Here is a 26,607-nt window from a genome sequence, read left to right as displayed (position 1 = left end):
CACTCACGTCCCGGCGTGTCGTTGGGCGACGTCGCCCCGCACGAGGTCGGCGGCGCGCTCACCGACCATGATGGCGGTGGCGTTGGTGTTGGCGCCCGGGATCCGCGGGATGACCGAGGCGTCGACCACCCGCAGGCCCTCGACGCCGGCCACTCGGAGCTCGGGGTCGACGACGGACCCGATCGCGCAGGTCCCGCACGGGTGGTGCATCGAGACGCCGGTGCGCCGGACCCAGGCCAGGACGGAGTCCGGGTCGCGGCCCGCCGGGCCGTCGAGCGGGGCCCCCGCGATCACGCCCCGCAACGCAGGCCGGTCGGCGATCTCGAGCATGCGGACGACGCCGTCGACGGCCGAGCGCCGGTCCTCGGCCGTGCGGAGGTGGTCGTGCCGGATGGCTGGCTGCTCCCCGGGGTCGCGCGAGCGCAGCCGGAGCAGGCCGGTGCTCGTCGGCCGGGTCGTCCAGCCGGCCAGGGCCAGTCCGCCGCCCGCCGATGCCAGCATCCCCCCGATCGCGCAGGGCACGCCGGCGACGTGGAAGTCGGGTGCCGGCAGGTGCGGCGCCGACCGGATGAAGCCGGCCGCCTCCCCGACGTGCGCCATCGGGGGCAGCGTCCCGTACCGCTCGTAGGTGGTCCGTTCCTCGACCGTGAGCTCCGCGCGGAGCGAGGCCAGCCGTGACGGCCAGGAGACGGCCAGCCGCAGATGGTCCTGCAGGCCGTCCCCGACCGGCAGGTCGCTGACGACGGGGATCCCGAGCCGGCGCAGGTGCTCCGCCGGGCCGATGCCGGCGAGCATGAGCAGCTGGGGTGAGTGGTACGCGCCGGCGGCGAGCAGCACCTCGCGCCCGGCGCGAATCCGCGTCGGCACGCTGTGCCGCCGGCCCGCGACGCCGACGACCCGCGTGCCGTCGAGCAGCAGGGCGGTCACCGGGGTCTCGAGTACGAGCCTCAGGTTCGGGCGGCCGGCGATCGGACGGAGGTAGCCGGTCGCGGCGCTGCAGCGCAGCCCGTCGCGCTGGGTCGCCTGCGCGTACCCGACGCCGTCCTGGTCCGGGCCGTTGAGGTCGTCGAGCAGCCGGTATCCGGCCTGCTGCGCCGCACTGAGGAATGCGGCGGTGAGCGGGTGCGGCGCGCGGCTGTCGGAGACCGCCACCGGGCCTCCGACGCCGTGCAGCGGGCCGGCACCGCGGTCGTTGTCCTCGGCCCGCAGGAAGTAGGGGAGGACATCGGCGTAGCTCCAGCCGTCGGCTCCGGACCGAGCCCATCCGTCGTAGTCCGCGGGTGCGCCGCGCAGGTAGACCATCGAGTTGATCGACGACGAGCCGCCCAGCACGCGGCCGTGACCCAGCGCGAGGACGCGGCCGTCCAGGCCGGGCTCCGGGTCGCTGTGGAACCCCCAGTCGTAGGCGCTGCCGAGGAACCGTCCGGCTGCCAGCGGGACGTCCATCATCGGAGCGTCGTCGGCGGGCCCGGCCTCGACGAGCGCCACGGTCACCCCGGGGTCCTCGCTGAGGCGGGCGGCCACGGCGCATCCCGCCGATCCCGCGCCGACCACCACGTAGTCGGCCTCGATGTCCACTCGCTCGGTGTCCATACCCGTCCTCGGACTCGCGGTGCCAACTGTTTGGTCCTATCATAGGAGCGAGTCGGCGCCGGAGGGATGGGCCGGGTCCCGTGGGTGCCGCGCGGGCCGGCACCGTAGGTCGGGGACGGGACGCCGGCCGTGGGTCGGAGGTGTGCCGCCGGTTGCGGGTCCTCAGTCGCTTGACTCGACTCTTTTATAGGGTAATGATTACCCGCGACGAGAGGAGACGCTCGATGTCGACGTGGACTCGAAGGTTCCTGACAGCGTGGGTGGGCGTGGTGACGGCGGGGGCCCTGGTCGCCTGCGGCGGCGCGTCGGACGGGCCGGGGGCCGCCCCGGGGGCAGCGGGCCCGGCCGGGCCCCCGGTGCCCGGCGGCACCGCCACGTTCCTCGTCTACACCGAGCCGGCCCGCCTCGATCCCGCGGCGCTGGTCAACAGCTCGACGGCCGACTCGACGATCGGCAACGCACTCTACGGTCAGCTGCTCGTGGACGACCCCGCGTCCGGGGGCGTGGTGCCCCGTCTCGCCGAGTCGCTGACGACCACCGACGGGCTCGACTGGGTCCTCGACCTGCGCGACGGGGTCACGTTCTCCGACGGCAGCCCGTTGGACGCCGCCGCGGTCGTGGCGAACTGGAACCGCCACAAGGATCGCGCGGTCGGGTCCCGGTCGGCCTCGGCCGCCCAGGCGGTCGCCGCCGCCACGCCGGCCGGGCGCACCGTCACGATCCGGCTCACCGAGCCCAACCGGCAGTTCCCCCAGCTGGTCGTCAACTCGGCGATGAACTGGATCGCGTCGCCGGCCGCGCTGCAGGGCGGGACCGGCGCGTTCGACGCGAACCCCGTCGGCGCCGGGCCGTTCGTCCTGCGGGAGTGGCGCCGGCAGGACCAACTCGTCCTGGCCCGCAACTCCCGGTACTACGACCCGCCCCGGCCCTACCTCGACCAGCTCGTCGTCAAGGCGATCCCCGACAACGAATCCCGGTTGAGCACGTTGCAGAGCGCGGGCGCCGACGCGGCCATCGCGAACGTCGAGATGGCGGGCCGGGCCGGGCAGGCCGATCTCTGGGTGGCCAAGGACGAGCTCGACGGCATCACCGCGAACATCTTCAACACGCGCAAGGCCCCGTTCGACGACCCGGCGGTGCGCCGCGCCGTGGTCCAGGCCATCGACCTCGATGGACTGACCGAGGTCCTCTACAAGGGCCACGAGCAGTCGCCGCGTGCCATGTTCCGGGAGACTGCGGCTCTGCACGAGTCGGGCCTGGACTTCGTCCGGTTCGACCGGGACGCCGCACAGCGCGAGTTCGACCGGCTGGCGGCCGCGGGCACCCCGCTGTCGTTCACCCTCACCGTGCTCAACCTGTCGGAGACGGTGACCATGGCACAGGCCGTCCAGGCCCAGCTGCAGGGCTACCGGAACGTCACCGTCGCGGTGCAGGCCGTGGACTCGTCGACCCGGGCGGCGCAGCTCGCGAACGGCAACTTCGACGTCGTCAACGTGAACATGGCCTTCGGCGACCCCGAGCCGCTGCTGTACCAGTCGCTCAAGACCGGGAGCCCGCAGAACTACAGCGGGATCACCGACCCGCAGCTGGACGCGGCTCTCCTCGACGGTCGTACCTCGGGCGACCTCCCCGGCCGCAAGGACGCCTACCGGCGCGTCCAGCAGCGGTGGAACGAGCTGAACCCGGCAATCCCGATCTCGTCGCTCGCGTCGCTGGTCGTCGTCCGGCCCGAGACCGGGGGCATCGGCTTCTACGGCAACGGGTCGGTGGTCGTCGACGGCGTCTGGAAGGCGTCCTGAGCACCGCGGAACCCGGCCGCGGGGCAGCCCGGCCGGGGCGGGTCGCGGGGAAGGTCGTCCTCGTCACGGGCGCGGCCCGGGGCATGGGGCGCAGCCACGCGCTCCGGCTCGCCGAGGAGGGGGCGGACCTCGTCGTCGCCGACATCTGCCGCGACGTCGACGGGGTCCGGTACCCGATGGCCCGGCCGCAGGACCTCGCCGACACCGCGCGGGCGGCCGAGCAGCGGGGGGCGCGGGTCGTGCCCGTCGCCGTCGACGTGCGCGACGGGGAGCGCCTGGCCACGGAGACCGCCCGCGCGGCCGACGATCTCGGCGGCCTGGACGCCGCCGTGGCCAACGCCGGTGTGCTCGTCACCGGGGCGTGGGACTCGCCGTCCGCCCGGGACTGGAGGGCGGTTGTGGACGTCAACCTGATCGGCGTGTGGCACACCTGCCTCGCAGCGATCCCACACCTGGTCGCCCGCGGCGGCGGCAGCCTCGTGAACATCAGCTCGACCGCCGGAATCAAGGGCAACCCCCTGATGACGGCGTACACCGCGGCGAAACACGGCGTCGTCGGGCTGTCGACCTCACTCGCCAACGAGCTCGCCGCGTTCTCCGTCCGGGTCAACACGGTGCATCCCGCGGGCGTCGCCACCGGGATCGAGTCCGATCTCGACGCGCTCCTCCGCACCGACCGCCCCGATCTGGCGCCGGTCTACACCAACGCGCTGCCGGTGCGCCGCGTGGAACCGATCGACGTCAGCAACGCGGTCGTCTACCTGGTCTCGGACGAGTCGCGCTACGTGACGGGCACCCAGCTCAAGGTCGACGCCGGGGCGGCGATCCGGTGAGCGTTCTCGAGCGCGAACCGGGCCCGGACGTCGGGGAGATCTGCCGGTGAAGTTCATCGCGAATCTGATGGACCCGGGGGTGGACCCGGCGTCGTGGGCGGCCGACCGGGAGGCCGAGGGCTGGGACGTGCTGGCAGCCAGCGACCACTACTTCCTCCCGATCGGCGACCGTGCCCGCTGGTTCCCCCACGTGTGGGTGACCGTCTCTCAGATGGCGGCCGCGACCAGCAGGGTGCAGCTCACGAGCACCTTCGTGAACAACCTGCTCCGGTCGCCCGTGGAGTTCGTCCAGGCGTCGTGGAGCATGCAGCGGGTCAGCGGCGGCCGCTGGCAGGCCGGTCTCGGCGCCGGATGGAACCGCGCCGAGCTGGAGGCGGTGGGGCTCGAGCTGCCCTCACCGCGGCAGCGAGCCGACCGCTACGCCGAGGCCGTCCGGGTCGTCCGCGCGCTGTTCGACGACGGCCGCTGCGCCTTCGCCGGCGAGCACTACTCCGTCGACGTCCCGGCGATGGACGGGTTCGCCGACGTCGAGCGGCCGGCGCTGGTCGGTTCGGTCGGCGGGCCCCGCACGATCGCCCGGGTGGCGCCGCTGCTCGACCGCGTCGAGCTCAAGGCCTCGAGCGCGGCGACCCGCGGCGGCCGGACCGACCACGCGGCGTTCGCCGCGATCCCACGGCGGCACCTCGTCGAGCTCGTGGATCGGGTCCGCCGGGTGAACGAGGGTGCGGAGCTGACCTTCTACGCGCGCTGCGGGACGACGCACGACCCGCTGGCCCGTCACCTGGCTGACCTCGTCGACGACGAGGACGCGCTCTATCACGGCTTGTTCGGCGAGCCCGAGGCGGTGGCGGACCGATTACGGGAGTTCGCCGAGTACGGCTTCAGCCACGTCGACGTGAGCCCGACCAGCGCCGAGGCCTTCGCGCACCTCGCCCCGCACCTGTTCGGCCGCCCGGCCGAACAGGTGGAGCGACGTGCGGTTCAGCAGCAGAAAGGGTGAGGGAGATGGGACGAGTTGAGGGCAAGGTCGCCCTGGTCACCGGCGCCGGCCGCGGGCAGGGGCGTCGACATGCCGTGCGCCTGGCGGAGGAGGGCGCCGACGTCGTCGCGCTCGACGTCTGCACGCCGATCGCGACGGTGCCCTACGCGATGGCGTCGGCCGATGACCTGGCCGAGACGGCCCGGCTCGTCGCGGCCGCCGGCCGGCGCGTCGTCGCGGTCGAGGCCGACGTGCGCGACGGCGCCGCGCTCGACGAGGCGTGCGCGCGGGCCGTCGACGAGCTCGGCCGGCTCGACGTCGTCGTCGCGAACGCGGGGATCACCTCGACGTCGCCGGCCCTCGAGATCACCGACGAGATGTGGTCGACCATGATCGACGTCAACCTCACCGGGGTCTGGCGGACGCTGAAGGCGGCCGGCCCGCACGTGGTCCGGGGCGGCCGAGGTGGCTCGATGATCATCGTCAGCTCGATGGCCACCATGCACCCGAACGAGAACATCGCCCACTACACCGCGGCGAAGACGGGCCTCGTCGGCCTGATGCGCGTGCTGGCGAAGGAGCTCGCGCGGCACAGCATCCGGGTGAACACGCTCCACCCGGGAACGGTGGCGACGCCGATGGTGCTCAACGACGCCGTGTACCGGCTGTTCCGGCCCGACCTGGAGAACCCGACGCGGGAGGACCTGGAGGCCGTGACCCGGACGACGCACGCGCTGCCGGTCGCGCTGATCGACCCCGACGCCGTCGCAGACGCCGTGCTCTACCTCGCGTCCGACGAGTCGCGCTACGTCACCGGGAGCACCGTGACGGTCAGCGCCGGGAACGATCTCTGATGGCCCCGGACGGGGTGGGCACCGCGACGGCCACGAGGCAGCGGACCTGGGCCGTCGGGCTCGAGGGTGCGGCCCTCGCGCTGATCCACGTGCACCCGGGGCACGAGGAAGCGTTCGAGGACTGGTACGCCGGTGACCACTTCTACTCGGGCGGCGTGCTCGGCCCGGGAGTGCTCGCCGGTGGGCGGTGGTACGCCACCGGCCACCTGCGGGCTCAGCGCTTCGTGGCCCCCGGCTGTCGACTGGCCGACCCGTTCGCCGGGAACCACCTCGCGCTGTACTGGCTCACGGTCGGCGGGATCGAGAGCTTCTTCGGCTGGGTGCGGCCCCAGCTCACGGCCCTGCGGGCGGACGGTCGGATGTTCGACGCCCGCACCCACGTCAACGTCGACGGTTACGGGTCGGCCCGGGTGCTCGCGCACCGCGACCAGGCCCGGGTGCCCGCAGCCCTGGCGCTCGACCACCCGTTCCGCGGCCTGTTCCTCACCTACGGCGAGGCGCACGACGGGCCGGCCGCCCCGGGCGGGGACCTGGATCTGCCGGCGGGCAGCCTGGCCGTCAGCTTCCGCCCGGCCGCGGGCACCCTCGACCGCCGGGCCCTGAACAGCGCTGCCGGGTCGCCGGGCGGACGGTTCCCGGCCGACGGCGGCGTGGTGGCGACCCTGCTCTTCCTGCCCGTGCCCCCGCCCGCCGACCGGGCCGGTTGTGCCACGCTCGCCGCCGGTCTCGGGGCCGCGGCCGGTGCCGTACCCCTCTGGGGCGGCGGTTTCCTGCCCGTCGTGCCCGGTGCCCGGGACCACCTCGACCGAATGGCGTGAGCACGCTCCGTCCGCTCCCCGGTGCCGGGTGGCGCCTCCCGCCGGCCGCTGGGCGGCCCGCCGGGAGGCGCCCGGGCCGGCCCGGGTCAGGGCCGCACCATGCGGGCGACCTCCGTGTCGGCGAAGTCGCCGAGCCCGTCCAGGTCGGTCGACAGGCTCAGCGGACGCCAGCGGGCGTCCTCGGCCGCCCGGGCCTCGGTCACCAGCCGGCCGATCCACGCCGCGTCGGAGCCGAGCAACAGCCGGGCGGGCGGATCGGGCTCCTCGGTCAGCGCGACGAGGACGCGCGCGATCTTCGCCGGGTCCCCCCGCTGCACGTCGGGGTTGTCGTGGTACGTCCGGGCGAACCGTCCGACGGTCTCCTGGTACTCCTCACGCACGTCGACGTCCGACGTCGGCTGCTCGGCCCAGGCCGTGCGGACGCCACCGGTCTCGATCAGGGTGGCCCGGATCCCGAGCGGGCGGACCTCGCGCGCGAGGATCTCGCAGAAGCCGCCGACGGCCCACTTGGCGGTCTGGTAGGCGCCCAGGCCGGGCTGGGCGCGGCGGCCGCCGATGGTCGAGATCGTGAGGATGCGCCCGCTGCGGGCCTCGCGCAGCACGGGCAGGACGGCACGCACGACGTTGACGACTCCGTAGAGGTTGACCTCGACGTTCCGCCGGAACTCGGCTTCGCTCATGTCCTCGATCGACCCGAGCGAGCGGTACCCGGCCGAGTTCACGACGACGTCGAGCGCGCCGAACGCGGTCACGGCCGCAGCGGTCGCGCTCCGCACCGCGGCGGGGTCGGTGATGTCGAGCGCGTGCACGCGCAACCGGGGCCCGTGGGTCGCGGCGAGCTCGCGCAGGCCCTCGACGCGCAGGTCGGCCGCGAAGACGCGGTCCCCGGCCGCCAGCGCGGCCGCGGCGAGGTGCTGCCCGATGCCGCCTGCGCATCCGGTGACGAACCAGGTTCTGGTCATGGCACTCCTCGGTGCTACGCGCCGGTGTTGTATATAGGTGAATCATAGTAACAGTTATCGCCAGTGAGGGGATCCTGCGTGGAGTGCTTTCGGATGTATGTCGACGGCGCGGCGGCGGACGCCGCGTCCGGGGCGACCTTCACCTCGACCGACCCGTTCGACCTGTCCGAGTGGGCCCGGGTGCCGGAGGCCGGTCCGGTCGACGTCGAGCGAGCCGTCGACGCCGCCCGCCGCGCCTTCCGCACGTCCTGGTGGCGGGCCCGGCCGCGAGAGCGGGCCCGGGTGCTGCGCGCGTTCGCCGTCCTGCTCGACGGCCACGTGGATCATCTCGCCGCGGTGGAGAGCCGCGACAACGGCAAGACCATCACGGAGGTCCGGGCGGGCTTCGCCGGCGTCGGTGACCACTTCCGGCACGCGGCGAGCATCGCGGAGGCGGTCCCGGACACCGCCCCCGCCGGTGGCCGGCCCGACGTCCTGGCGCTGACCCGACGGGTCCCGTACGGCGTGATCGGGATCCAGATCCCGTGGAACACGCCGGGTGTCATCCTCGCCCAGTCCGCGGCGCCCGCGCTGGCCGCGGGGAACTGCATCGTCGTCAAGCCGTCGGAGGTCGCGCCGTGCTCGACCCTCGAGATCGCCCGGCTCGCCGGCGACGCCGGGTTCCCGCCCGGCGTGGTCAACGTCGTCACCGGGTACGGGGCGGTGGTCGGCGCCGCACTGTGCGCCCATCCCGACGTCGACAAGCTCGTCTTCACGGGGAGCACCGCCGCCGGCGCGGTGGTGGCCGGGCACGCCGCGGCCCGCACCGCCCCGGTGGTGATGGAGCTCGGCGGGAAGGCGGCGCACCTGGTGTTCGCCGACGCCGACCTCGACGCGGCGGCGCTGGGAGTGGTCAGCGGGTTCACCACCGCAGCCGGTCAGAGCTGCATGTGCGGGAGCCGCGTCCTGGTCGAACGGTCGGTCCACGACGAGGTGGTCGACCGCGTGGTGGACCGGCTGCGCACCCTTCGGATCGGCGACCCGGGTGACCCGGCCACCGAGATGGGGCCACTCTGCGGGCCGGGCCAGGCGGAACGGGTCGCGCGGTACATCGCGGCCGGCCGAGCCGAGGGCGCGGTGCTACGGCACGGCGGTGGTCGTCCGGCCGGGTTCGAGGACCATCCGCACTTCGTCGAACCGACGTTGTTCACCGGTGCGACCAGCGCGATGACGATCTGCCAGGAGGAGATCTTCGGCCCGGTGGCGGCCGTCATCGGTTTCGACGACGAGCCGGAGGCGGTGCGGATCGCCAACGACACCCGCTACGGCCTCTCGGCGGCCATCTGGACCGACGACCTGCACCGGGCGCACCGGGTGGCGGAAGCGCTCGACGTCGGCGTCGTCTTCGTCAACACCGCGCGCAGCGGCGACCCGGCCTACGCCAACGGCGGTCGCGGCCAAAGCGGGTACGGGCGCGTCAGCGGCCTCGACGGCTTCCACGAGATGACGCAGAGCAAGAGCATCCAGGTGCTCTTGCGGCCGCCGCCGACTGCGTAGACCCGAGCCTAGGCGGTTTCGGCGAATACCTCGGTCGCGATCTGATATCCCTCGAAAGCCCTGGCCACGCCGGCGTAGACGGCCACCTGGACGAACAGCTCGACGATCTCCTCCTTGGTCACGCCGTTGTGCAGCGCGATGCGCAACTGTCCCCGGAGCGGCTCGGTGACGCCCAGGGAGGCGGCGACCGTCACCGATATCAAGGCTCGGGTCCGGGTGTCGAGGTGCTCCGTGCGCGACCAGGCGTCGGCGAACGCGTGCTCCGTGGCGATGCGCATGAAGTCGGCGGCGTTCGTGGGTTCGGTCGGGGACGTGCCGAGGAACGACTCGAGGCGGAAGCCCAGTAGGTCGGCGGCAGTCTCCAGGGCCGCGTCGTACCGGGCGGCGGCCGGGTTCGGCGGTGTGGTCATCGACGCTCCTCTGATGGCCGGGCGCAGCCCGGTGCAAGGGTTGTTCGAGGGTCGGTGCGGCACCGGCCCTGTCGGCCGCACTATAGGCTCATGATTCGCGGAAACGCTCCCTGGTCGCCCGCGTGCGCGCGGCACCCCCGCTCCGCGAGGCCCGCAAGCCGGCCGGGGCGACCTGTCGTACGATCCCTGCAGGTGCGCCAGGGATCGGCTCCGGTGCGGGAGGGGGCTCGGCGCATGGGAGGTGTCGACGACCTCGATGCCGACCGCGCTTCCCAACGGGTTCCGCGCCGGCTGCCGGACGAGCGTCGCCGCCTGAAGGCGGCGGAGGCCATCGCCCAGCAGATCGTCGACGACATCTCCGACGAGCAGCTCCCGGCCGGCGCCCGGCTACCCGGCGAGAAGGACATGCTCGCGCGCTTCGACGCAGGTCGCGGCACGCTGCGCGAGTCGTTGCGGTTCCTCGAGATGAACGGGGCGATCCGGCTCAAGGCCGGCCCGGCCGGCGGCCCGATCGTCCGGCGCCCGGACGGACTGGACTTCGCCGCGATCCTCGGGTTGTTCGTCCAGTCCCGCGGGCTGCCGTTCAAGGAACTCGTCACAGCTCGGCTCACGGTGGAGCCCGAGCTCGCGGCGATGGCCGCCACGTCGATCGCGCCGGAGCAGCTGCTCGAGCTCAAGGACTCGGTCGACGGGATGCGTGCGTTCCTCGACGACGAGCAGAACTTCCTCGCCGAGAACGACCGGTTCCACGCGATCGTCGCCGCCGCGGCCGGGAACGACCTCCTCACGCTGCTGACCTCCTCGCTGCACGAGATCACCGACGGGGTATCGCTCGGGGTGAGCTACTCGATGGCGCGCCGCGAGGGTGTCCTGCGTTCGCACGAGGCCGTCTACCAGGCGATCGCGGACGGCGACGCGGAAGGTGCGCGCTGGACCATGCGCCAGCACCTACAGCGCTTCCAGCGGCGGATCGAGCAGGACTTGCCCGAGGTGGGCGACCGGACCGTCCGCTGGCGGGACATCTCGCCGTAGGCGTCTGCCGCCGACGCCGTGCGCCGCCGTCCCGTGACGGCCGGGGCTCGACCGCTGCCGCGCCCGCCGGTGCCGAGCGCACGGCGCCCGCTCGGTGTCCCCGCTCCCGCACCCCTCCCGGTCGTCGTCCCGGCTCCTGACCGGACCGTGCTGCCACCGGACCGTGCTGCCCCCGGACCGTGCTGCGACTCCGAATGGAAGCGCACGGGCCGGGCTCCCGGCGCGGTCCTCGTCCCACACCGCGACCCGGGCACCTCCGCTCGTGCCGTGCGTGGGTCTTTCGATGCTCAGGCCTAACGAGTATATTCATGAGAGCGAAGCTGCTGGCGGGGTGCTGCCACCTCTCGTCTCGGGCGCGTGGCCGTGGTGCCACGGCCTGTCCCGGCGCGTACCGGCGGCATCGCTGCACCTGTGCCACAGTCGAAGGAGGACGATGAGCGAGGTTCCGGGAGCCGGGAAGGTCGCGCGATTCAGCGCGGCGACGCTGGTCGAGTCGGGTGCGATCGCCCTCCCGTCCCGCATCCGCCCGCTGGAGGCGAGCTGGCGGATCGCCGGTCGAGCCTTCACGGTGGACCTGGCCGGAGGCCACAACATCTGGCTGCACCACGCCGTCGCCGCGGCCGCGCCCGGCGACGTGCTCGTCGCCGCGGTGGCGGGCGACCCCGACTTCGGCTACTGGGGCGAGATCCTCGCCACCGCGGCCCGGGTCCGCGGCTTGGCGGGCCTGGTGATCGACGGCTGCGTCCGGGACCGCCACGAGCTCGTCGAGATCGGGTTCCCGGTGTTCGCTCGCGGGCTGTGCATCCGTGGTACGGGCAAGGACACGTCGGTCGGCGGGCTCGGCCGGCCGGTGACGCTCGGGGACGTCACGGTCCGTCCCGGCGACCACGTCGTGGGCGACGCGGACGGCCTGGTCGTCGCCACAGCTGATGCGCTGGACGGCATCGCCGCACGCGCGGCGGACCGCGTGAGGGGCGAGGCGGAGATCCTCGACCGCATCGTCGGTGGGGAGTCGACCGTGGACATCTACGGGTTCGCCCGGGCGGCCCCGCGCGTCGGCGCCTGAGCGACGCACAGTGCCCGCGGCCGATCACGGGCGGAACCGGTCGAGACACGGACGAGACGGAGGCGGTGAGTGATGAGCGAGCCGGACACGCCGCAGGCTCCAGGCTTCGGGCTGTTCAGCCCGATCGTTTACCCGATCAACCGGCAGGACTGGGAGGACCGGGCGACCCCACACGATCTCGTCGAGGTGGTGCGTGCCGCCGAACGGTGCGGGTTCGACTACGTCACCTGCGGCGACCACGGCGTGATTCCGGCCGTCGATCTCGAGGCTTACGGAAGCGGCCGCTTCTTCGACCCGATCGCCACGCTCGGCTACCTGGCCGCGGCGACCTCGCGGATCGGGCTGGCGACGTTCGTCTACCAGGTCCACCTGCGCAGCCCGTTCGTCACGGCGAAGTCGCTGGCGACTCTCGACCTGCTCTCGGGCGGACGGGTGATCGCCGGGTTCGGCGTGGGGAGCAGGCGCGTCGAGGCCGAGGTCGCGGGTGTCGACTTCGACAGCCGGGGCAAGGTCGCCGACGAGTACATCACGGCGATCCGACGACTGTGGACCTCCGACGTAGCGGCGTTCCGTGGCCGGCACGTCGCGTTCGAGGACGTGGTGTGTGCCCCCCGGCCGGTGCAGCAGCCGCACCCGCCGATCTGGGTGGCCGGCAAGCGCGCTGTGTCCCTGCGCCGCGCCGTCCGGCTCGGCGACGCCTGGGTGATGGCGCCGTGGGCGGTGACGCGCGACGAGGCCGCAGGGCTGCTCGCCCGGGTCCGCGACGGGACGGACTGGGCCGCGCGGACCACACCGATGCGGGTCGTGGCATCGATCGCGCCGCTCGGCGGACGCGCGCCGCGCGGCCTTGCTCCGACTCCGATCGACCGGCCGGACGACCTGGCGACCGAGCGGGCGCTCGTGGAGATCGACCGCTGGCGGGAGATCGGTGCGACCGACTTCGTCGTCGACCTGCCGGCCGGCAGCGCGGGGATGCTGCTCGACGCCGTCGAGTGGTTCGGCACGCGGGTGGCTGCGGCGCTGCGCGACCCAGTGGTCCCGAGCCGGAGTACGACGCCGGGTTGCGCCGCTGGTCCTGCCTAATAGTATAATCAATATCATCAGACAGTGCGCCCAGCGGTGGCTGCCGTGAGCGGCTGCACCGCGGCGATGGCGAACAGCCGGGACGAGAGCGGTGGCGTCGGGTTCGACAGCCGCGCGCGACATCGCGGTCCGCACCGAGGAGGATCATGCTTCGCTCCGACCAGAACGACCGGCTCACCCGGGTCGGCCCGGGGACGCCGATGGGAGACCTGCTCCGCCGCTACTGGATGCCTGTTGCCACCGGACACGACCTGGCGGAGAGCCCCGTGCGACGGGTGCGCATCCTCGGCGAGGATCTCGTCGTGTTTCGCGCCGAGGACGGCGGCCTGGGTCTGGTGGGCGAGCGGTGCCCGCACCGCGGGGCGTCGCTCGGTTACGGCTTCCCCGACGGCGACGGGCTGCGCTGCCCCTACCACGGATGGAAGTTCTCGACCGGCGGTGAGTGCCTCGACCAGCCGAACCAGATCCCGCCGTCGGACAGTCTGAAGCGGAGGTCCGGGGTCCCCGCCTACCCGGTGCAGGAGATGGGCGGCCTGCTCTGGGCCTACCTCGGACCGGGCGATGCGCCCGCGCTGCCGCGCTACGACCTGTTCACCTGGCCCGAGGGTCCCACCCGGTTCCGCGACATCGGGTACGCCGTGATCCCGTGCAACTGGCTGCAGATCATGGAGAACTCGTTCGACCCCACGCACGTGGAGTGGTTGCACGGGAGGCTGTTCAACTACCATCTGGAGCGTGCGGGCGAACCGCCGACCGTCCTGGGCGGTCATCATGTGAAGATCGCGTTCGACCTCGTCGAGTACGGCATCATCAAGCGCCGGCTACGGGAGGGGCAGAGCGAGGACAGCGAGGACTGGCGCACGGGGCACCCGGCCGTCTTCCCGAACATCCTCAAGGTCGGTGGGTCCGGTCTGAGCCAGTTCCAGATCCGGGTCCCGGTCGACGACGAGAACACCCTGCACTTCTGGTACTCGACCTTCGAGATTCCCGACGCCTACGCCGCCACGGCCGAGGGCGTTCACGAGCTGCCCGACAGCTACCAGGTCCGGCTCACCGAGCCCGACGGCTCCTTCATCATGGACACGATCGACGCCCAGGACGCCATGGCCTGGGTGACCCAGGGTGTGCGGACCGACCGGGAGGACGAGCACCTGAGCTCGTCCGACCAGGGCATCGCGCTCTATCGCAACCTGCTGCGCACCCAGCTCGCGGCTGCCGAGTCCGGAGGGCCGCTGATGAACGTTCTGGACCCTGCGACGGCACCCGACGTCGTGGAGCTGCCGCAGGAGAACAAGGCGCTGGGCGTCGGCGGCGGCGAGCGGAACCCGTTCGCGGAGTTCCTCCGCCTGCAGTCCCGCGACGGCCGGAGGATCCCCGAGATGGTCCGGCGCATCGACGCCGCGCTCCGACCTCGCGAGACGGCGTGAGCACACGGAGAGCGTCGGCATCCCCCACCCCGGCACGGCGAGCGGAGACGGCATGAGCGACCAGCGAACGGGCTTCTTCATCGACGGCGAGTTCGTCGAGTCGTCCTCGACCGGCCGGATGGTGGACGTCGTGGCCCCGGCGACCGAGGAGGTCGCCCACCGGGTGCCGGAGGCGGGCGAACCCGAGCTCGACCGGGCGGTGGCGGCCGCCCGCCGGGCGTTCGACGAGGGCCCGTGGCCGCGGCTGTCGCCGGCCGAACGGGCGGCCGTCCTGCTGCGCGCCTGCGACCTGCTCGACAAGCGGGTCGACGACGCGGCGCACCTGCAGGCCGACGAGATGGGCGCGCCCCTGAGCCTCGGCCGCTTCACCGGACGCACCTCGATCGACGTCACCCGCGAGCTGTGCGCGGCCGTCGTCGGCTGGAGCGAGGTCGACGCACGCGACGGTCAGTGGGAGTACGAGGTACGCACTGAGCCCTACGGTGTCGTCGCGGCGATCTCGCCGTGGAACGGCCCCTTCGCGGCGACCCTGATGAAGGGCACCATGGCGCTGCTGGCCGGCTGCACCGTCGTCGACAAACCGCCCATCGAGGCGCCGCTCAGCAGCCTGCTCATCGCCGAGGCTCTGGCCGACGCCGGCCTGCCCGCGGGCGCGTTCAACCTCGTGCCCGGCGACGGGCGGCTCGGCGAGCGGCTGGTCTCCAGCCCCGGGGTCGACATGGTGTCGTTCACCGGCGGCACGGTGGTCGGCAAGCAGGTCGGCCGGATCTGCGGTGAGCAGCTCAAGCGGGTCGTCCTGGAGCTGGGCGGCAAGTCGGCCGGCGTGGTGCTGCCCGACGGCGACATGGCGGCAGCCGTGCGCGGCGTCGCGTCCGGGGTGTTCTTCAACACCGGACAGGTGTGCAGCAGCCTCACCCGGCTGCTGGTGCCGCGCGACCGCGAGGAGGAGGCCGTCGCCGGCCTGGTCGAGTTCGCCTCGCGGCTTCGGCTGGGCGACCCGCACGACGGGAGCACGCAGGTCGGCCCGCTCGCGACCCGGCGGCACCGGGACCGCGTGGAGTCCTACGTCCGGCTCGGGGTCGCCGAGGGCGCGGAGCTCGTCACCGGCGGCGCTCGGCCCGCACATCTGTCCCGCGGCTGGTTCTTCGAGCCCACGGTGTTCCGGGGCGTCACGAACACCATGCGACTCGGGCGCGAGGAGGTGTTCGGGCCGGTCGCGTCCGTCCTGACCTATGGCGACGTCGACGAGGCGGTGGCCATCGCGAACGACTCGCCGTACGGGCTCAACGCATCGGTGTTCTCGGGCGACGAGGAACATGCGCTCCGCGTCGCGGCGCGGCTGCGCACAGGAGCCGTGACGATCAACGACTACGCCCAGAACTTCAGCGCCCCGCGGTACCACATCAAGGACTCGGGGATCGGGGTCCGGACCGGTCGCGAAGGATACGAGCAGCACCGGCTGGCGAAGCTGTACAACCTGCGGCCGTCCGCGCGCGCGAACCGCAACGTCACGGTCGTCGGTGAGTAGCCACCTCGCGACCGACGGCGGACGGGCGGCGACAGTGTTCCCGACCTTCGTGGACGAGCTCGAGGCGCGGACCCGGATCCAGGACGTGCTCTACCGGCACAGCCGTGGCATCGACCGCAACGACCAGCTCGGCGATCGGGCGGCGGCCTATCATCCCGACGCCTGGGTCGACAGCGGAGCCGGCCGCCAGCCCGTTGCCGACCTGCTCACGCTGCGCCGCCGCGAGCACGACCGGACACGCCACACCATGCACTCGGTGACGAACGTCCTGATCGAGTTCGCGTCACCGGACGTCGCTGCGGTCGAGAGTCACGTCACCGCCGTCGAGTGGGAGGAGGCCGGCTACGACTTCGCCTCCCGCGGGATCACCGACGCGGGACCCTGCGGGGCCCGGATCCTCTCGTGGTGCCGGTACCTGGACATCTTCGAGCGTCGCTCGGGCGAATGGCGGATCCTGGACCGCACGGTGGTGTTCGGCGACACCACGCATGAGCCGTTACCGGTCGATCCCGTTCTCCCGCAGCGCTTCCAGGTCCAGCAGCACGGTGCCGGCGACCCGGTCTACGTGCTGGCCGAACGGGCGCGCGCACTGGTCGAGCACCGATGGACCCCGGCTGACGCGCACCCGGCGGAATGACGGCGCCGGGCTGAATGCCCGGTCCGAGCAGGATGCGGCGGAGATGGGTTGACATGGTTGATCTAATGATTATCCTATAAGTGGTCGTAGCGGAGCGGAGGCTCGGTCGTGGACGACAGCCGATCCCGGAATTCGGGGGTCCCCTGTGTGGCCTGTCGGAACGGCGGGCACCGCGATGTCGGGGGAGTGTGCGCGGTCTGCGGAGAGTGGCTCCCGGTCGCCCGGTGTCGTGCCCCGGGCTGTCGGTGGAGTCTCGCCGCGGGCGAGCAGACGCTCGCCGAGGCCGTTCAGCACCAGCAGGAAGCCCGACATCGCGTCCGCGTCGTCATCGGCTGACCGTCGCATCGACCACACACCGCCAGACCGGACCCGCCGGTCGAGCACAGCGCAGAACCGAGGAGCGAAGGATGCCCCGCAAGGTCGTCGACGTCCACGGGCACATCGTTGCCCCCGCCGAGCTGTACAGCTACCGGGAGTTCCTCATCGGGACCCGTGGGCACTACGGACGTCGGCTCAAGGGCTTCTCCGAGAAGCGCGAGGGGATGAGCCACGGCCGGACCGGCGTCATCCCGCCGGAGGAGCTGAAGCACTTCGCCGACGAGCACATCGCCTGGCTCGACCGCGTCGGCACCGACGTCCAGCTGGTGTCCGCCCGGCCCTACAGCCTGATGCACTCGGAGAAGCCGGCCCGGATCGTGCACTGGTGGGCCCAGACCGTCAACGATGCGATCGCGACGCAGTCCCGGTTCTATCCGCATCGGCTGCAGGGGATCGCGAACCTGCCGATCGTGTGGGGCGAACCGGTCGAGAACGCGTTCGAGGAGCTCGATCGGTGCGTCGAGGAGCTGGGCTTCGTCGGCGTCCTGGTCAACCCTGACCCGAGCGAGGGCCGGGCCACCCTCGAGGTTCCCGGGTTGGGCGACGAGTACTGGTATCCGCTCTACGAGCGGCTGGTCGCCTACGACCTCCCGATGCTCGTCCACTCCTGCGGCTGCGTGTCGCTGCGGGAGAACCAGAGCCTGCACTTCATCACCGAGGAGAGCGTCGCGGTCATGTCGCTCGTCCAGTCGGATGTCTTCACCACGTTCCCCGACCTCAAGGTAATCGTCCCGCACGGCGGCGGCGCGATCCCCTACCAGGTCGGCCGCTTCCGCGGCACGTACTGGGAGGGCCTCGGCAAGGGCGGCACCTTCGACGAGGCGATCCGCAAGATCTACTACGACACCTGCCTCTACACGACCGAGGCGCTCGCGCTGCTCGTCGACGTCATCGGCAGTGACCGGGTCGTGCTGGGCACCGAGCGTCCCGGCGACGGCTCGCACAAGAAGACACCCACCGAGGGCTGGGCCGACGACATCGCTGCGGTCCTGCGGTCGCTGCCGCAGAACTCCGAGAAGGACCTCGACCTGATGCTCGGCGACACGGCGCTCGACCTCTTCCCGCGCCTGCGCCGCAACCTCGAGCTCGCCGAGGGCCGGGCATGACGGCCCAGCTCGACGGCACGTCCGCCGACGTCGACCGGGCCGGGCTGGTCCGGTTCGTCCGCGAGTTCGCGCGCGAACGGGTGGCGCCTCGGGTCGCGGAGTACGACGCGGCCGAACAACTTCCGCGCGACATGCTCGACGAGATGGCCGAGCTCGGCTTCTTCGGCGGCACCGTCCCGGAGGAGTGGGGCGGCCTCGGCCTCGACCACGTCACCTACGCCGAGGTCATCGAGGAGATCTCGCGCGTCGACCACTGCCTCGGCGTGCTGATGAGCATGCCGTCCGCGCTGGTCGGCGGCGGGATCCGGGCGTTCGGCACCGACGAACAGAAGGAGCGTTGGTTGCGGCCGCTGGCCGCGGGCCGCATCTTCGGCGGCGCCGGCGTGACCGAGCCCCGGTCCGGCAGCGACGTGGCGGGCACCCGGACGCGCTACCGCCGCACGCCGTCGGGGTTCGTGCTCACCGGCGCGAAGGCGTGGATCACCAATCTCGATCTCGCCTCGTTCTTCGTCACGTTCGCGACGTCGGACCCCGCGCTGGGCCGGGACGGGATCTCCGCGTTCATAGTCCCGGCCGATGCCCCTGGCGTCCAGGTCAGGCCCGAGCGCAACAAGATGGGTTTCCGCCCCCTGTGCAGCGGCGAGCTGGTGTTCGACGACGTCGAGCTCGGCCCCGACGCGCTCCTCGGCGAGGAGGGCCAGGGGTTCGCCGTTGCGATGACGGCCGTCGAGCGGGGCCGGCTGTCCGTCGCGGCCCGCGCCGTCGGGCTGGCACAGGCCTGCCTGGACGCGTCCGTCCGCTACGCCAGGGAACGGATCGTGTTCGACCAGCCCCTCGCAGACTTCCAGATGGTGCAGCAGAAGATCAGCTCGATGGTCGTCAACGTGTCGGCCGCCCGGCTGCTGACCAGGGAGTGCGCGCGGGCCATGGAGCGCGGCGAGCGGGCCCGGCACGAGGCGAGCGTCGCGAAGTTCTTCGCCAGCGAGACGGCCCAGGCGGCGGCGACCGACGCGGTACAGATCCACGGCGCCGCCGGCGTCTCGGCGGAGTACGGCGTCTCCCGCCACTACCGCGACGCGAAGGTCTTCCAGATCGTCGAGGGCGCCAACGACATCCACCGCATCCTCATCGCCAAGCATGCGCTGAAGGCGGCGTCGTGACCATCGGGCCTGCCGACGCCGGCGACGTGGACGAGCTGCGGGTGCTGCTCGCCCTGTCGTGCCGCATCCTCGCCCTGACCGGATGCGTCCGGGAGATCACCGGGCACGTCAGCGCCCGCATCCCGGGGACGGACGAGTTCCTCGTCCGGTGCCGGCCGCCGCAGGACCCGGGCGTGGAGTTCACCGTCGCCGACGACATCCACCGCGTCGGCCTCGACGCGACCAACGCCGACCTGGCGGGCGGCTACGCGCTACCGGGGGAGTGGGCGATCCACACCGAGCTCTACCGGGCCCGGCCCGAGATCGGCTCGGTCGTCCACGGCCATCCGCGCTCGTCACTGCTGTGCGGGATTCTCGGGCTCCCGATGCGGCCGATCGTCGGTGCCTACGACCCGGGAGCGATGGACATCGCGGTCGACGGGCTGCCGATCTACCCGCGCGCGGTCCTGATCAGCGACGTCGCGCTCGGCAAGGAGCTGGCGGCGACGATGGGGGAGTCGCGGGCGTGCCTGCTGCGCGGGCACGGAGTCGTCACCGTCGGCGACGACGTCCGTGACGCCACGGTGCGTGCGGTCAAGGTCGAGACCCTCGCCGACCTGACGCTGCGGCTGCACGCGGTGTCCCCGGAGCCACCTGCGCCGCTGCCCGCCGCCGACGTCGACGAGGTCGCCGGGTTCGTCAGCAGCCGCGGCGCCGCGGCGACCTACGCCCGCTGGACCTGGGACTACTACACGCACGCGCTCGGCCCCCGGGCCGACGTCGACAGGAGGTCGTGACATGGCGGTACTCGTCGGCGGCGCAGGCGTGTCGCACAGTCCACAGCTGTCGATCCCCCCGGACGGCTGGCGCGCCCACGGCGACCTCGAGCAACCCCGCCTCGCGGAGCTGGGGCTGCGGCCGTCGGCCCGGACGCCGGACGACCTGCGCTCGGAGCTGGGCGGCGACCTGATGGCGGCCCGGCACGAGGCCTGCCAGCGGGCGCTGGAGGCCACTCGCGACGAGCTGCTCGCGCTTCGGCCCGACGTGCTCGTCGTCGTCGGTGACGACCAGCACGAGCTGTTCCTCGACGACATCATGCCGGCCGTCGCGGTCTACTGGGGCACGAGCCTGGAGGATCGACCGCCCGGCGCGGCGGAGTACCCCGCGTCGATGGAGATGGCTTACCGCTACTACCACGGCGACGACACGGACACCTACGTCACCGACGCGGGACTCGGGCTGCACGTCGTCGAGCAGCTCATGGACGCCGGGATCGACGTCGGCCAGTTCTCCGTGCAACCGGAGGGCCGCTCGCTCGGTCACGCCTTCACCTTCGTGTACCGACGGCTGCTCGAGGGGCTCCCGCGACTCCCGCTCGTGCCGATCATGCTGAACACGTACTTCCCGCCCAACCAGCCGTCGCCGGCGCGCTGCGTGACGCTCGGCCGGGCCCTGCGCGCCGCGATCGAGAGCTGGCCGCAGCAGCGACGGGTCGCGCTGATCGCATCCGGCGGACTGACGCATCCGATCATCGACGAGGAGCTCGACCGCAGGCTGCTCGACGCACTCGAACGGCAGGACGACGAGGAACTCGCCCGGCTGCCGGTACCCGAGCTCGTCGAGGGGACCTCCGAGATCCGGAACTGGATCACGGTCGGGGCCGCGATGCACGGGCTCCACGGGAAGACGGTCGACTACGTGCCCGCCTACCGGTCCACGGCCGGCTCTGGCTGCGGGATGGGCTTCTTCACCTGGTCGGACGGGGTGGCCTGATGCGCTACGCAGACCGCCTCGCGGAGCTCGACAGCTGCATGCTCTCCGACGCCCTCGACAACCTGGGGCTGCCGGGCGCCGTCGCCGGGATCACCCCGATCTGGCAGGGCGCCCGGATGGCCGGCCGGGCCGTCACGATGCGCACGGTGCCGTTCGACGGGCGCCGCAGCACCCGGCACCTCGGTGCCGCGGCGCTCGAACGGGCCGTCGACGGCGAGATCATCGTCGTCGAGCAGGTCCGGCCCGAGGGCGCCCCGCCTGCGGCAGCGACCTGGGGCGGTCTGCTCGCCCGGGCCGCCGTGCACCGCGGCGTCGGTGGCGTGGTCGTCGACGGCGCCTGCCGCGACGTCGACGAGATCCGCGAGCTCAGGCTGCCCCTCTCGGCCAGAGCGGTCGTCCCTTTCACCGCCCGCGGCCGGTTCGTCGAGGCCGCGGTCGGCGAGCCCGTGACGATCGGTGGCGTCACCGTCGAGGAGGGCGACTTCGTGCTCGCCGACGGGTCCGGGGTCGTGTTCATCCCGGCCGAGAGGGTCGACGAGGTCCTCGCGGTAGCCGATCGGCTGGCCGCGAAGGAAGCAGTGATGGCCGTTGCCCTGGAGGAGGGCGCCCAGCCGTCCGAGGTCCTCGGACGGACGTACGAGGAGATGCTGCATGACCGATGACGACATCAGGGCCCTGCTCGCCACGATGACCACGGCGGGTGTGTCGGACGCGCTCGACCGGCTCGGCCGTGGGGGAGCGGTGCCCGGGCTGGTGCCCTTCGATCCCACGTTCCGCATCGTCGGGCGGGCTTTCACCGGCCGCTACGAGCCGGTCGACGAGGCCGGTGGGACGGTCGGCGACTTCATCGACGACGTCCCCGAGGGCGACGTCGTCGTGCTGGACAACCAGGGCCGCCTCGACTGCACGGTGTGGGGCGACATCCTCACCTCGGTCGCAGGCCGCCGTGGGATGGCCGGCACTGTGATCGACGGCGTGTGCCGCGACGTCGCCGCGAGCCTGCGGATCGGCTACCCCGTATTCACCCGGGGCCGCAGCATGCGGACCGGGAAGGACCGGGTGCGGCTGGCTGCCACCGGTGTCCCGGTGATGCTGGGCGACGTGCGCGTCGAGCCGGGGGACTGGTTGCTCGGCGACGCCGACGGGGTCGTGGTGATCGCGGCGGCGCAGGCCGCCGAAGTGCTGGAGACCGCGGCCGCGATCGAGGCGGCCGAAGCCCGGATCCGGGACCGTGCGGCCGCCGGCGAGCGCCTCGACGAGGTCCGCGCCGACATCGGCTACCACGCGCTGCAGGCCTCCGCCGGGGCCCCGAGATGACCTCTGTCGCCGCGCCCGCGAGCAAGCGATGACCGCGGAGGTCGGCGTAGGCGTTGCGGGCTGGGGCGCCGCCGGCCGGCTGATGGCCGCGGCCCTGGGGCGGTCTGACCGGTTCCGCCTCGCGGGTATCGCCGACCGCGACCCGGCGTCGCGGGATGCAGCCCGGCGGGACGCCGAGGTGCCGGCCTACCAGCGGGTCGAGGACCTCGTCGCGGCCCCGGGGGTCGATGTCCTCTACGTCGCGACGCCGACGGCGCACCACGCGGAGGCCATCGTCGCCGCGGCCGCAGCGGGGGTGGACGTCGTCTGCGAGAAGCCCGCTGCGCGTACGGTCGCCGAGGCGATGTTCGCCGTGCAGACCGCTGCCGATGCCGGCGTGCAGTTGCTGGTGGGTGCGTCGCACAGCTACGACGCGCCCGTCCGGGCGCTGCGCGAGGTCGTCGAGTGCGGCCGGCTCGGCGCGCTGACGTCGGTGGAGTCCAGCTGTCACACCGACTGGCACCGCCGGCCGCGCACGAGCGCCGACCTGGACGCGACGATGGGCAACGGCCTCGTGCTGCGCCAGGGCGCCCATCAGTTCGACGTCCTCCGCCTGGTCTGCGGCGGCGCGGCACGCTCGGTGAGCGGACTGACGTTCGGCGGGGCCGGTGGCGCCGAGCGCGGTTTCGCGGCACACCTGCGGTTCGCCGACGGCATCGTCGCCAGCGCCTACTACCACGGCGGCGGCGGCTTCGACTCCCGCCTCACGACCTGGGGTGTGGGCGAGCTCGGGACGGTGGAGCTCGAGCCGGCGCCGCCGCTGGCAGACTTCTTCGCACTGCCCGGCTCGGCCGCGGCACCACCGGTGACTCCGACCTTCGGCCGGACGACGGCCACGTTCGACTCCGGCGGCGCGGTGGTGACGGCGACCGGCCTGCTGGTCTTCGACGAGCGCGGCGTCGACGTCGTCGACGTGACGGACCGCCCGTCGGGCTGGGACGCGGTGCTCGTCGAGCTGGCCGACGTGCTCGACGGCGCGGCGCCCGTGCACGACGGCGCCTGGGCCGTCGCGACGCTCGAGGTCTGCATCGCCATCCACCGGTCCGCCGCAACCGGGGCCCCGGTGGAGCTCCGGCACCAGATCGCCCTGTCGCACGAGTGAGGACGAACATGATCATCGACGCGCACGCGCACCTGAACGCGCCTGCCGAGCTGTACGCGTACCAGGCGGCACTGCTGTGCTCCGGGGGCGCCCATGGCGCGGGCGGGGCCGGGGTCACCGACGCGCAGCTGAAGGACTACGGCGAGCAGACGCTGACCGTCATGGACAGCGTCGGGACCGACGTCCAGCTGATCTCGCCGCGGCCGTTCCACACCGGACACTCGGCCTCGCCGAGCCGGATCGTGCGGTGGTGGACGAGCGCGGTCAACGATGCGATCGCCCGCCAGGCCGCGCAGTTCCCGAACCGTCTGCTCGGGGTCGCCGCGATGCCGCAGTCGATGGAGCTCACCCCGGCCGAGTGGGCGGCCGACCTGGAGCGGTCGGTCACCGAGCTGGGCATGGTGGGCTGCGTGCTCAACCCGGACCCGGCCGAGGGCGCGGGCCACGTGCCGACGCTGGGCGACCCGTGGTGGTACCCGGTCTACGAGAAGCTCGTCGAGCTCGACGTGCCCGCGCTCGTCCACTCCGGAGCCTGCCGCAACGGCCGGGAGACCTACAGCGAGCACTTCGTCACCGAGGAGAGCATCGCGATCCTGTCCCTCCTCAACTCCGAGGTGTTCCTCCGCTTCCCCGATCTGAAGATCATCATCTCGCACGGCGGCGGGTCGGTCCCCTACCAGATCGGCCGGTGGCGAGCGGCGCGCGCACACCCGAAGCTGCGTCGCGGCCAGGCGTTGCAGGAGTCCTTCGACGAGAGCCTGCGGCGGCTGTGGTTCGACACGGTGCTGCACAGCCCGCTGTCGCTGGAGCTGCTCGTGCGGACGGTGGGGGCGGACCGGTGCCTGTTCGGCACCGAGAAGCCGGGCAGCGGCAGCGCGCCCGACCCGGTCACCGGCCGCGACTACGACGACATCCGCCCGGTCATCGAGGGGTTCGACTTCCTCACCGACGCGGAGAAGGCGGCGATCCTCGCGGGCAACGCGCAGTCGTTGTTCAGGGTCCCGTGACCGCGTCGGCCGCCGACTTCGGCGTGGGCGAGTCGGATGTGGATGCGGGGATCGACGACGTGCGGGCGGCATGGGTCGCCGGGCACAGCCGCGTCGGCGCGGCGGGGGAGTGGACGACACGAGCACTGCTTGCGCCGCTGGCGCTGCCGTTCGTGCCGGCGACCAGGGTGGGATCCGCCGAGCAGGCGTGCGCCGCCGCGCGGGCGTTCGGCGGTCCGGTCGTGCTCAAGGTCCTGTCCGACGCGGCGCTGCACAAGACCGAGCTCGGCCTCGTCGAGCTGGGGCTGGCGGACCCTGCCGCGGTGGCGGCCTGCTACACCCGGCTGTCGGAGCGGGTCGCGGAGCTGGGGCTGACCGAGGCGGTCGTCGTCGTCCAGCCGATGGCCCCGCCAGGGGTCGACCTGTTCCTCGGGATCGATCGCGATCCGGCGTTCGGCCCCGTGCTCGTCGTCGGGCTGGGTGGGACGACCGTGGAGCTGTTCCGCGACGTGGCGCGCCGGGTACTGCCCGCGTCGACCTCGGACGTCACGGAGATGCTGAGCTCTCTGCGCAGCGCGGCGCTCCTCACCGGGTTCCGGGGCGCGCCTGTGGTGGACACCGCGGCGTTCAGCGTGCTCGCCGCGACGGTCGCCCGGCTCGTCGAACGCTTCCCGGCGATCGGCGAGATCGACCTCAACCCGGTACGGGTCCTGCCGAACGGTGAGTGCGTGGTCCTCGACGCCGCGGCGGTCCTGCGCGTCCCCGAGCCGGCGGTATCGCCACGGGTCGGGCCGCGCGATCTCCGCCCGCTGCTGGGACCGAAGACGATCGCGGTCGTCGGCGCATCCCGTGACGCTTCCCGGCCTGGTGGCCGGGTGCTGCGGTCCCTGCTCGAGCACGGCTTCCCGGATCGGGTCCTGCCGGTCAACCCGGCCGGCGGCCGGATTGCAGGTCTCGACGCCGCCACCGGCCTGGCAGAGCTGCCCGAGGTGCCGGACCTGGTGTGCATCGCGTTGCCCGCGGCGGCCGCCGTCGAGTCGGTCCGCGAGTGTGTGGCGCTGGGGGTCCGCGCCGTGATCGTCTTCGCCTCCGGCTTCGCGGAGGCCGGGCCGGAGGGTCGCGAGCTCGACGCCCGGCTCCGCGCCGCGGTCGCCGGATCCGGGACGGTCCTGTGCGGGCCCAACACGATCGGCGTCGTCGACGCGCACGTCCCGATGGCCGCCACGTTCAGCTCGACGATCGACGGGCTGGAGCTTCGCCCGAGCCGGACCTGCCTGATCGCGCAGAGCGGTGCCGTCGCGGGAAGCCTCGTGTCGCGCGAGCTCGCCGAGGGGTACGGGATCGGCGGCTGGGTGACGGTCGGGAACCAGTCCGACGTCGACGTCGCCGACTACCTGGAGCACTACGCCGCGAGCGAGCACGTCGGCGCCGTCGCCCTGTTCCTCGAGGGCGTCCCCGACGGCGCCCGCTTCCGGGCCGCGCTGCGCACGGCGCGCCGGGCCGGGACGCCCGTGGTCGTCTTCAAGTCGGGGGTGAGCTCCGCCGGCGGCCGGGCCGTCGCCTCGCACTCGGGTGCGCTGGCCGGGAGCGGCGACGTCTACCGGGCGCTCCTCGACCAGGAGGGCGCGATCCGGGTGGACCGGATGACCGACCTGCTCCCGGTCGCCTGGACGGCCGCCACCCAGCGCCCCCCGCTCGGTCCGCGGGTCGCCGTCGTCTCCACCTCCGGGGGAGCCGGCAGCGCCGCCGTCGATCTCGTCGTCGAGCACGGCCTCGAGGTGGCGCGGCTCGAGGACGACACGCGGGCGCTGCTCGCAGCGCGGTTGCCGTCGTTCGCGCGCGCGGACAACCCGCTCGATGTGACGGCGGAGGGCGCCTTCACACCCGGCCTGGCGCGCGAGGTCGTCGAGATCGTCGGCGGGGATCCGGGCGTCGACGCGGTGTGCGTCGTCCTGACCGGGGTCACCGGGGCCGAGGCCGAGCGGATCGCCGGCGAGGTGGCCGATGCCTCCGACCGGCTGGCCGCGCCGGTGTTCGTGACGTGGCTGGTGACGAGGACCGCTGCGGCCTCGGGGATGGCCCTGCTCGCCACGCGGGGCCTGCGGGTCTTCGCGGAGCCCGCTGACATGGTCCTCACCGTCGCCCGACTGGCTGGGCACCGAGCGGTTCCGCTCGCCCGCTGAGTACGGTACTATCATTATCCTTATCCA

24 protein-coding genes are annotated in these 26,607 nt (G+C 72.9%); 21 read left to right on the top strand and 3 right to left on the bottom strand.

The genetic code is table 11. The features are described 5' to 3' along the window. Positions 1-3: 3 nt before the first annotated feature. Positions 4-1,593 (bottom strand): GMC family oxidoreductase, encoded by a 1,590-nt coding sequence (locus AB7F12_RS00920; protein WP_428496834.1) that lies wholly within the window; start codon positions 1,591-1,593, stop codon positions 4-6. A 269-nt stretch (positions 1,594-1,862) separates the two neighbouring features. Here AB7F12_RS00920 and AB7F12_RS00915 point away from each other — a divergent pair, with 269 nt between their 5' ends. The 5 genes from AB7F12_RS00915 to AB7F12_RS00895 are packed head-to-tail and all read left to right on the top strand — an operon-like array spanning position 1,863 to position 6,876. After that, positions 1,863-3,392, top strand: coding sequence for an ABC transporter substrate-binding protein (locus AB7F12_RS00915; RefSeq protein ID WP_428496835.1), 1,530 nt, complete (start codon positions 1,863-1,865; stop codon positions 3,390-3,392). After that, positions 3,377-4,225 carry a mycofactocin-coupled SDR family oxidoreductase gene (locus tag AB7F12_RS00910; RefSeq protein WP_428517848.1) on the top strand — a complete coding sequence of 283 codons (849 nt, stop codon included), beginning with the start codon at positions 3,377-3,379 and terminating at the stop codon, positions 4,223-4,225. Before AB7F12_RS00915 ends, AB7F12_RS00910 begins: the two co-directional genes overlap by 16 nt. A gap of 46 nt (positions 4,226-4,271) precedes the next feature. Continuing rightward, positions 4,272-5,225 carry an LLM class flavin-dependent oxidoreductase gene (locus AB7F12_RS00905; protein WP_428496836.1) on the top strand — a complete coding sequence of 318 codons (954 nt, stop codon included), beginning with the start codon at positions 4,272-4,274 and terminating at the stop codon, positions 5,223-5,225. A gap of 5 nt (positions 5,226-5,230) precedes the next feature. Next, positions 5,231-6,058: a mycofactocin-coupled SDR family oxidoreductase gene (locus AB7F12_RS00900; protein WP_428496837.1), complete on the top strand. Its 828-nt coding sequence runs from the start codon at positions 5,231-5,233 to the stop codon at positions 6,056-6,058. Next, entirely contained in the window at positions 6,058-6,876 is an 819-nt protein-coding gene (locus AB7F12_RS00895; RefSeq protein ID WP_428496838.1) for a hypothetical protein, read from the top strand. The genes AB7F12_RS00900 and AB7F12_RS00895 overlap by 1 nt, the downstream gene beginning before the upstream one ends. A gap of 86 nt (positions 6,877-6,962) precedes the next feature. Here AB7F12_RS00895 and AB7F12_RS00890 read toward each other — a convergent pair whose 3' ends face one another. Beyond that, positions 6,963-7,838 carry an SDR family NAD(P)-dependent oxidoreductase gene (locus AB7F12_RS00890; RefSeq protein WP_428496839.1) on the bottom strand — a complete coding sequence of 292 codons (876 nt, stop codon included), beginning with the start codon at positions 7,836-7,838 and terminating at the stop codon, positions 6,963-6,965. A gap of 93 nt (positions 7,839-7,931) precedes the next feature. Between AB7F12_RS00890 and AB7F12_RS00885 the strand changes: the two genes are divergently transcribed. Beyond that, a complete protein-coding gene (locus AB7F12_RS00885; RefSeq protein WP_428496840.1) occupies positions 7,932-9,374 on the top strand; it encodes an aldehyde dehydrogenase family protein in 1,443 nt (480 codons plus the stop codon). Between the two features lie 8 nt (positions 9,375-9,382). Here the strand turns inward: AB7F12_RS00885 and AB7F12_RS00880 are convergent, their stop codons facing one another. Continuing rightward, positions 9,383-9,784, bottom strand: a complete 402-nt coding sequence (locus AB7F12_RS00880; protein ID WP_428496841.1) for a carboxymuconolactone decarboxylase family protein — start codon at positions 9,782-9,784, stop codon at positions 9,383-9,385. A 234-nt stretch (positions 9,785-10,018) separates the two neighbouring features. On the opposite strand from AB7F12_RS00880, the gene AB7F12_RS00875 reads away from it, so the two are divergent. The 15 genes from AB7F12_RS00875 (at position 10,019) to AB7F12_RS00805 (ending at position 26,580) form a co-directional block, all read left to right on the top strand. Beyond that, positions 10,019-10,816 carry a FadR/GntR family transcriptional regulator gene (locus tag AB7F12_RS00875; RefSeq protein WP_428496842.1) on the top strand — a complete coding sequence of 266 codons (798 nt, stop codon included), beginning with the start codon at positions 10,019-10,021 and terminating at the stop codon, positions 10,814-10,816. 433 nt (positions 10,817-11,249) lie between these two features. Next, complete coding sequence (locus tag AB7F12_RS00870) at positions 11,250-11,882, top strand: RraA family protein (RefSeq protein WP_428496843.1); 633 nt, start codon at positions 11,250-11,252, stop codon at positions 11,880-11,882. A 72-nt stretch (positions 11,883-11,954) separates the two neighbouring features. Continuing rightward, the gene (locus tag AB7F12_RS00865; protein WP_428496844.1) at positions 11,955-12,965 is read left to right on the top strand and encodes a TIGR03619 family F420-dependent LLM class oxidoreductase; all 1,011 of its coding nucleotides are present in this window, start codon (positions 11,955-11,957) and stop codon (positions 12,963-12,965) included. A 146-nt stretch (positions 12,966-13,111) separates the two neighbouring features. Beyond that, positions 13,112-14,392, top strand: a complete 1,281-nt coding sequence (locus AB7F12_RS00860; RefSeq protein ID WP_428496845.1) for a Rieske 2Fe-2S domain-containing protein — start codon at positions 13,112-13,114, stop codon at positions 14,390-14,392. Positions 14,393-14,444: 52 nt separating this feature from the next. Then, entirely contained in the window at positions 14,445-15,920 is a 1,476-nt protein-coding gene (locus AB7F12_RS00855) for an aldehyde dehydrogenase family protein (RefSeq protein WP_428496846.1), read from the top strand. Next, positions 15,913-16,557, top strand: coding sequence for a nuclear transport factor 2 family protein (locus tag AB7F12_RS00850; RefSeq protein WP_428496847.1), 645 nt, complete (start codon positions 15,913-15,915; stop codon positions 16,555-16,557). Before AB7F12_RS00855 ends, AB7F12_RS00850 begins: the two co-directional genes overlap by 8 nt. A 407-nt stretch (positions 16,558-16,964) precedes the next feature. After that, positions 16,965-18,041, top strand: a complete 1,077-nt coding sequence (locus AB7F12_RS00845) for an amidohydrolase family protein (RefSeq protein WP_428496848.1) — start codon at positions 16,965-16,967, stop codon at positions 18,039-18,041. Continuing rightward, positions 18,038-19,201, top strand: coding sequence for an acyl-CoA dehydrogenase family protein (locus tag AB7F12_RS00840; protein WP_428496849.1), 1,164 nt, complete (start codon positions 18,038-18,040; stop codon positions 19,199-19,201). Before AB7F12_RS00845 ends, AB7F12_RS00840 begins: the two co-directional genes overlap by 4 nt. Then, positions 19,198-19,977, top strand: coding sequence for a class II aldolase/adducin family protein (locus tag AB7F12_RS00835; RefSeq protein ID WP_428496850.1), 780 nt, complete (start codon positions 19,198-19,200; stop codon positions 19,975-19,977). The genes AB7F12_RS00840 and AB7F12_RS00835 overlap by 4 nt, the downstream gene beginning before the upstream one ends. Position 19,978: 1 nt before the next feature. Next, positions 19,979-20,953 carry a hypothetical protein gene (locus AB7F12_RS00830; RefSeq protein ID WP_428496851.1) on the top strand — a complete coding sequence of 325 codons (975 nt, stop codon included), beginning with the start codon at positions 19,979-19,981 and terminating at the stop codon, positions 20,951-20,953. Continuing rightward, positions 20,953-21,615: an RraA family protein gene (locus tag AB7F12_RS00825; RefSeq protein ID WP_428496852.1), complete on the top strand. Its 663-nt coding sequence runs from the start codon at positions 20,953-20,955 to the stop codon at positions 21,613-21,615. The genes AB7F12_RS00830 and AB7F12_RS00825 overlap by 1 nt, the downstream gene beginning before the upstream one ends. Next, entirely contained in the window at positions 21,605-22,270 is a 666-nt protein-coding gene (locus tag AB7F12_RS00820; RefSeq protein WP_428496853.1) for an RraA family protein, read from the top strand. The genes AB7F12_RS00825 and AB7F12_RS00820 overlap by 11 nt, the downstream gene beginning before the upstream one ends. 28 nt (positions 22,271-22,298) lie before the next feature. Further along, on the top strand, positions 22,299-23,411 hold the full coding sequence (locus AB7F12_RS00815) for a Gfo/Idh/MocA family protein (RefSeq protein WP_428496854.1): 1,113 nt from the start codon (positions 22,299-22,301) through the stop codon (positions 23,409-23,411). 8 nt (positions 23,412-23,419) lie between these two features. After that, positions 23,420-24,418 (top strand): amidohydrolase family protein, encoded by a 999-nt coding sequence (locus AB7F12_RS00810; RefSeq protein ID WP_428496855.1) that lies wholly within the window; start codon positions 23,420-23,422, stop codon positions 24,416-24,418. Next, on the top strand, positions 24,415-26,580 hold the full coding sequence (locus AB7F12_RS00805; RefSeq protein ID WP_428496856.1) for an acetate--CoA ligase family protein: 2,166 nt from the start codon (positions 24,415-24,417) through the stop codon (positions 26,578-26,580). Before AB7F12_RS00810 ends, AB7F12_RS00805 begins: the two co-directional genes overlap by 4 nt. The last annotated feature ends 27 nt before the right edge of the window (positions 26,581-26,607 follow it).

It is taken from the genome of Pseudonocardia sp. (assembly GCF_050250275.1).
GTDB lineage: Bacteria > Actinomycetota > Actinomycetes > Mycobacteriales > Pseudonocardiaceae > Pseudonocardia.
This window is presented reverse-complemented; position numbering and strand designations above follow the sequence as displayed.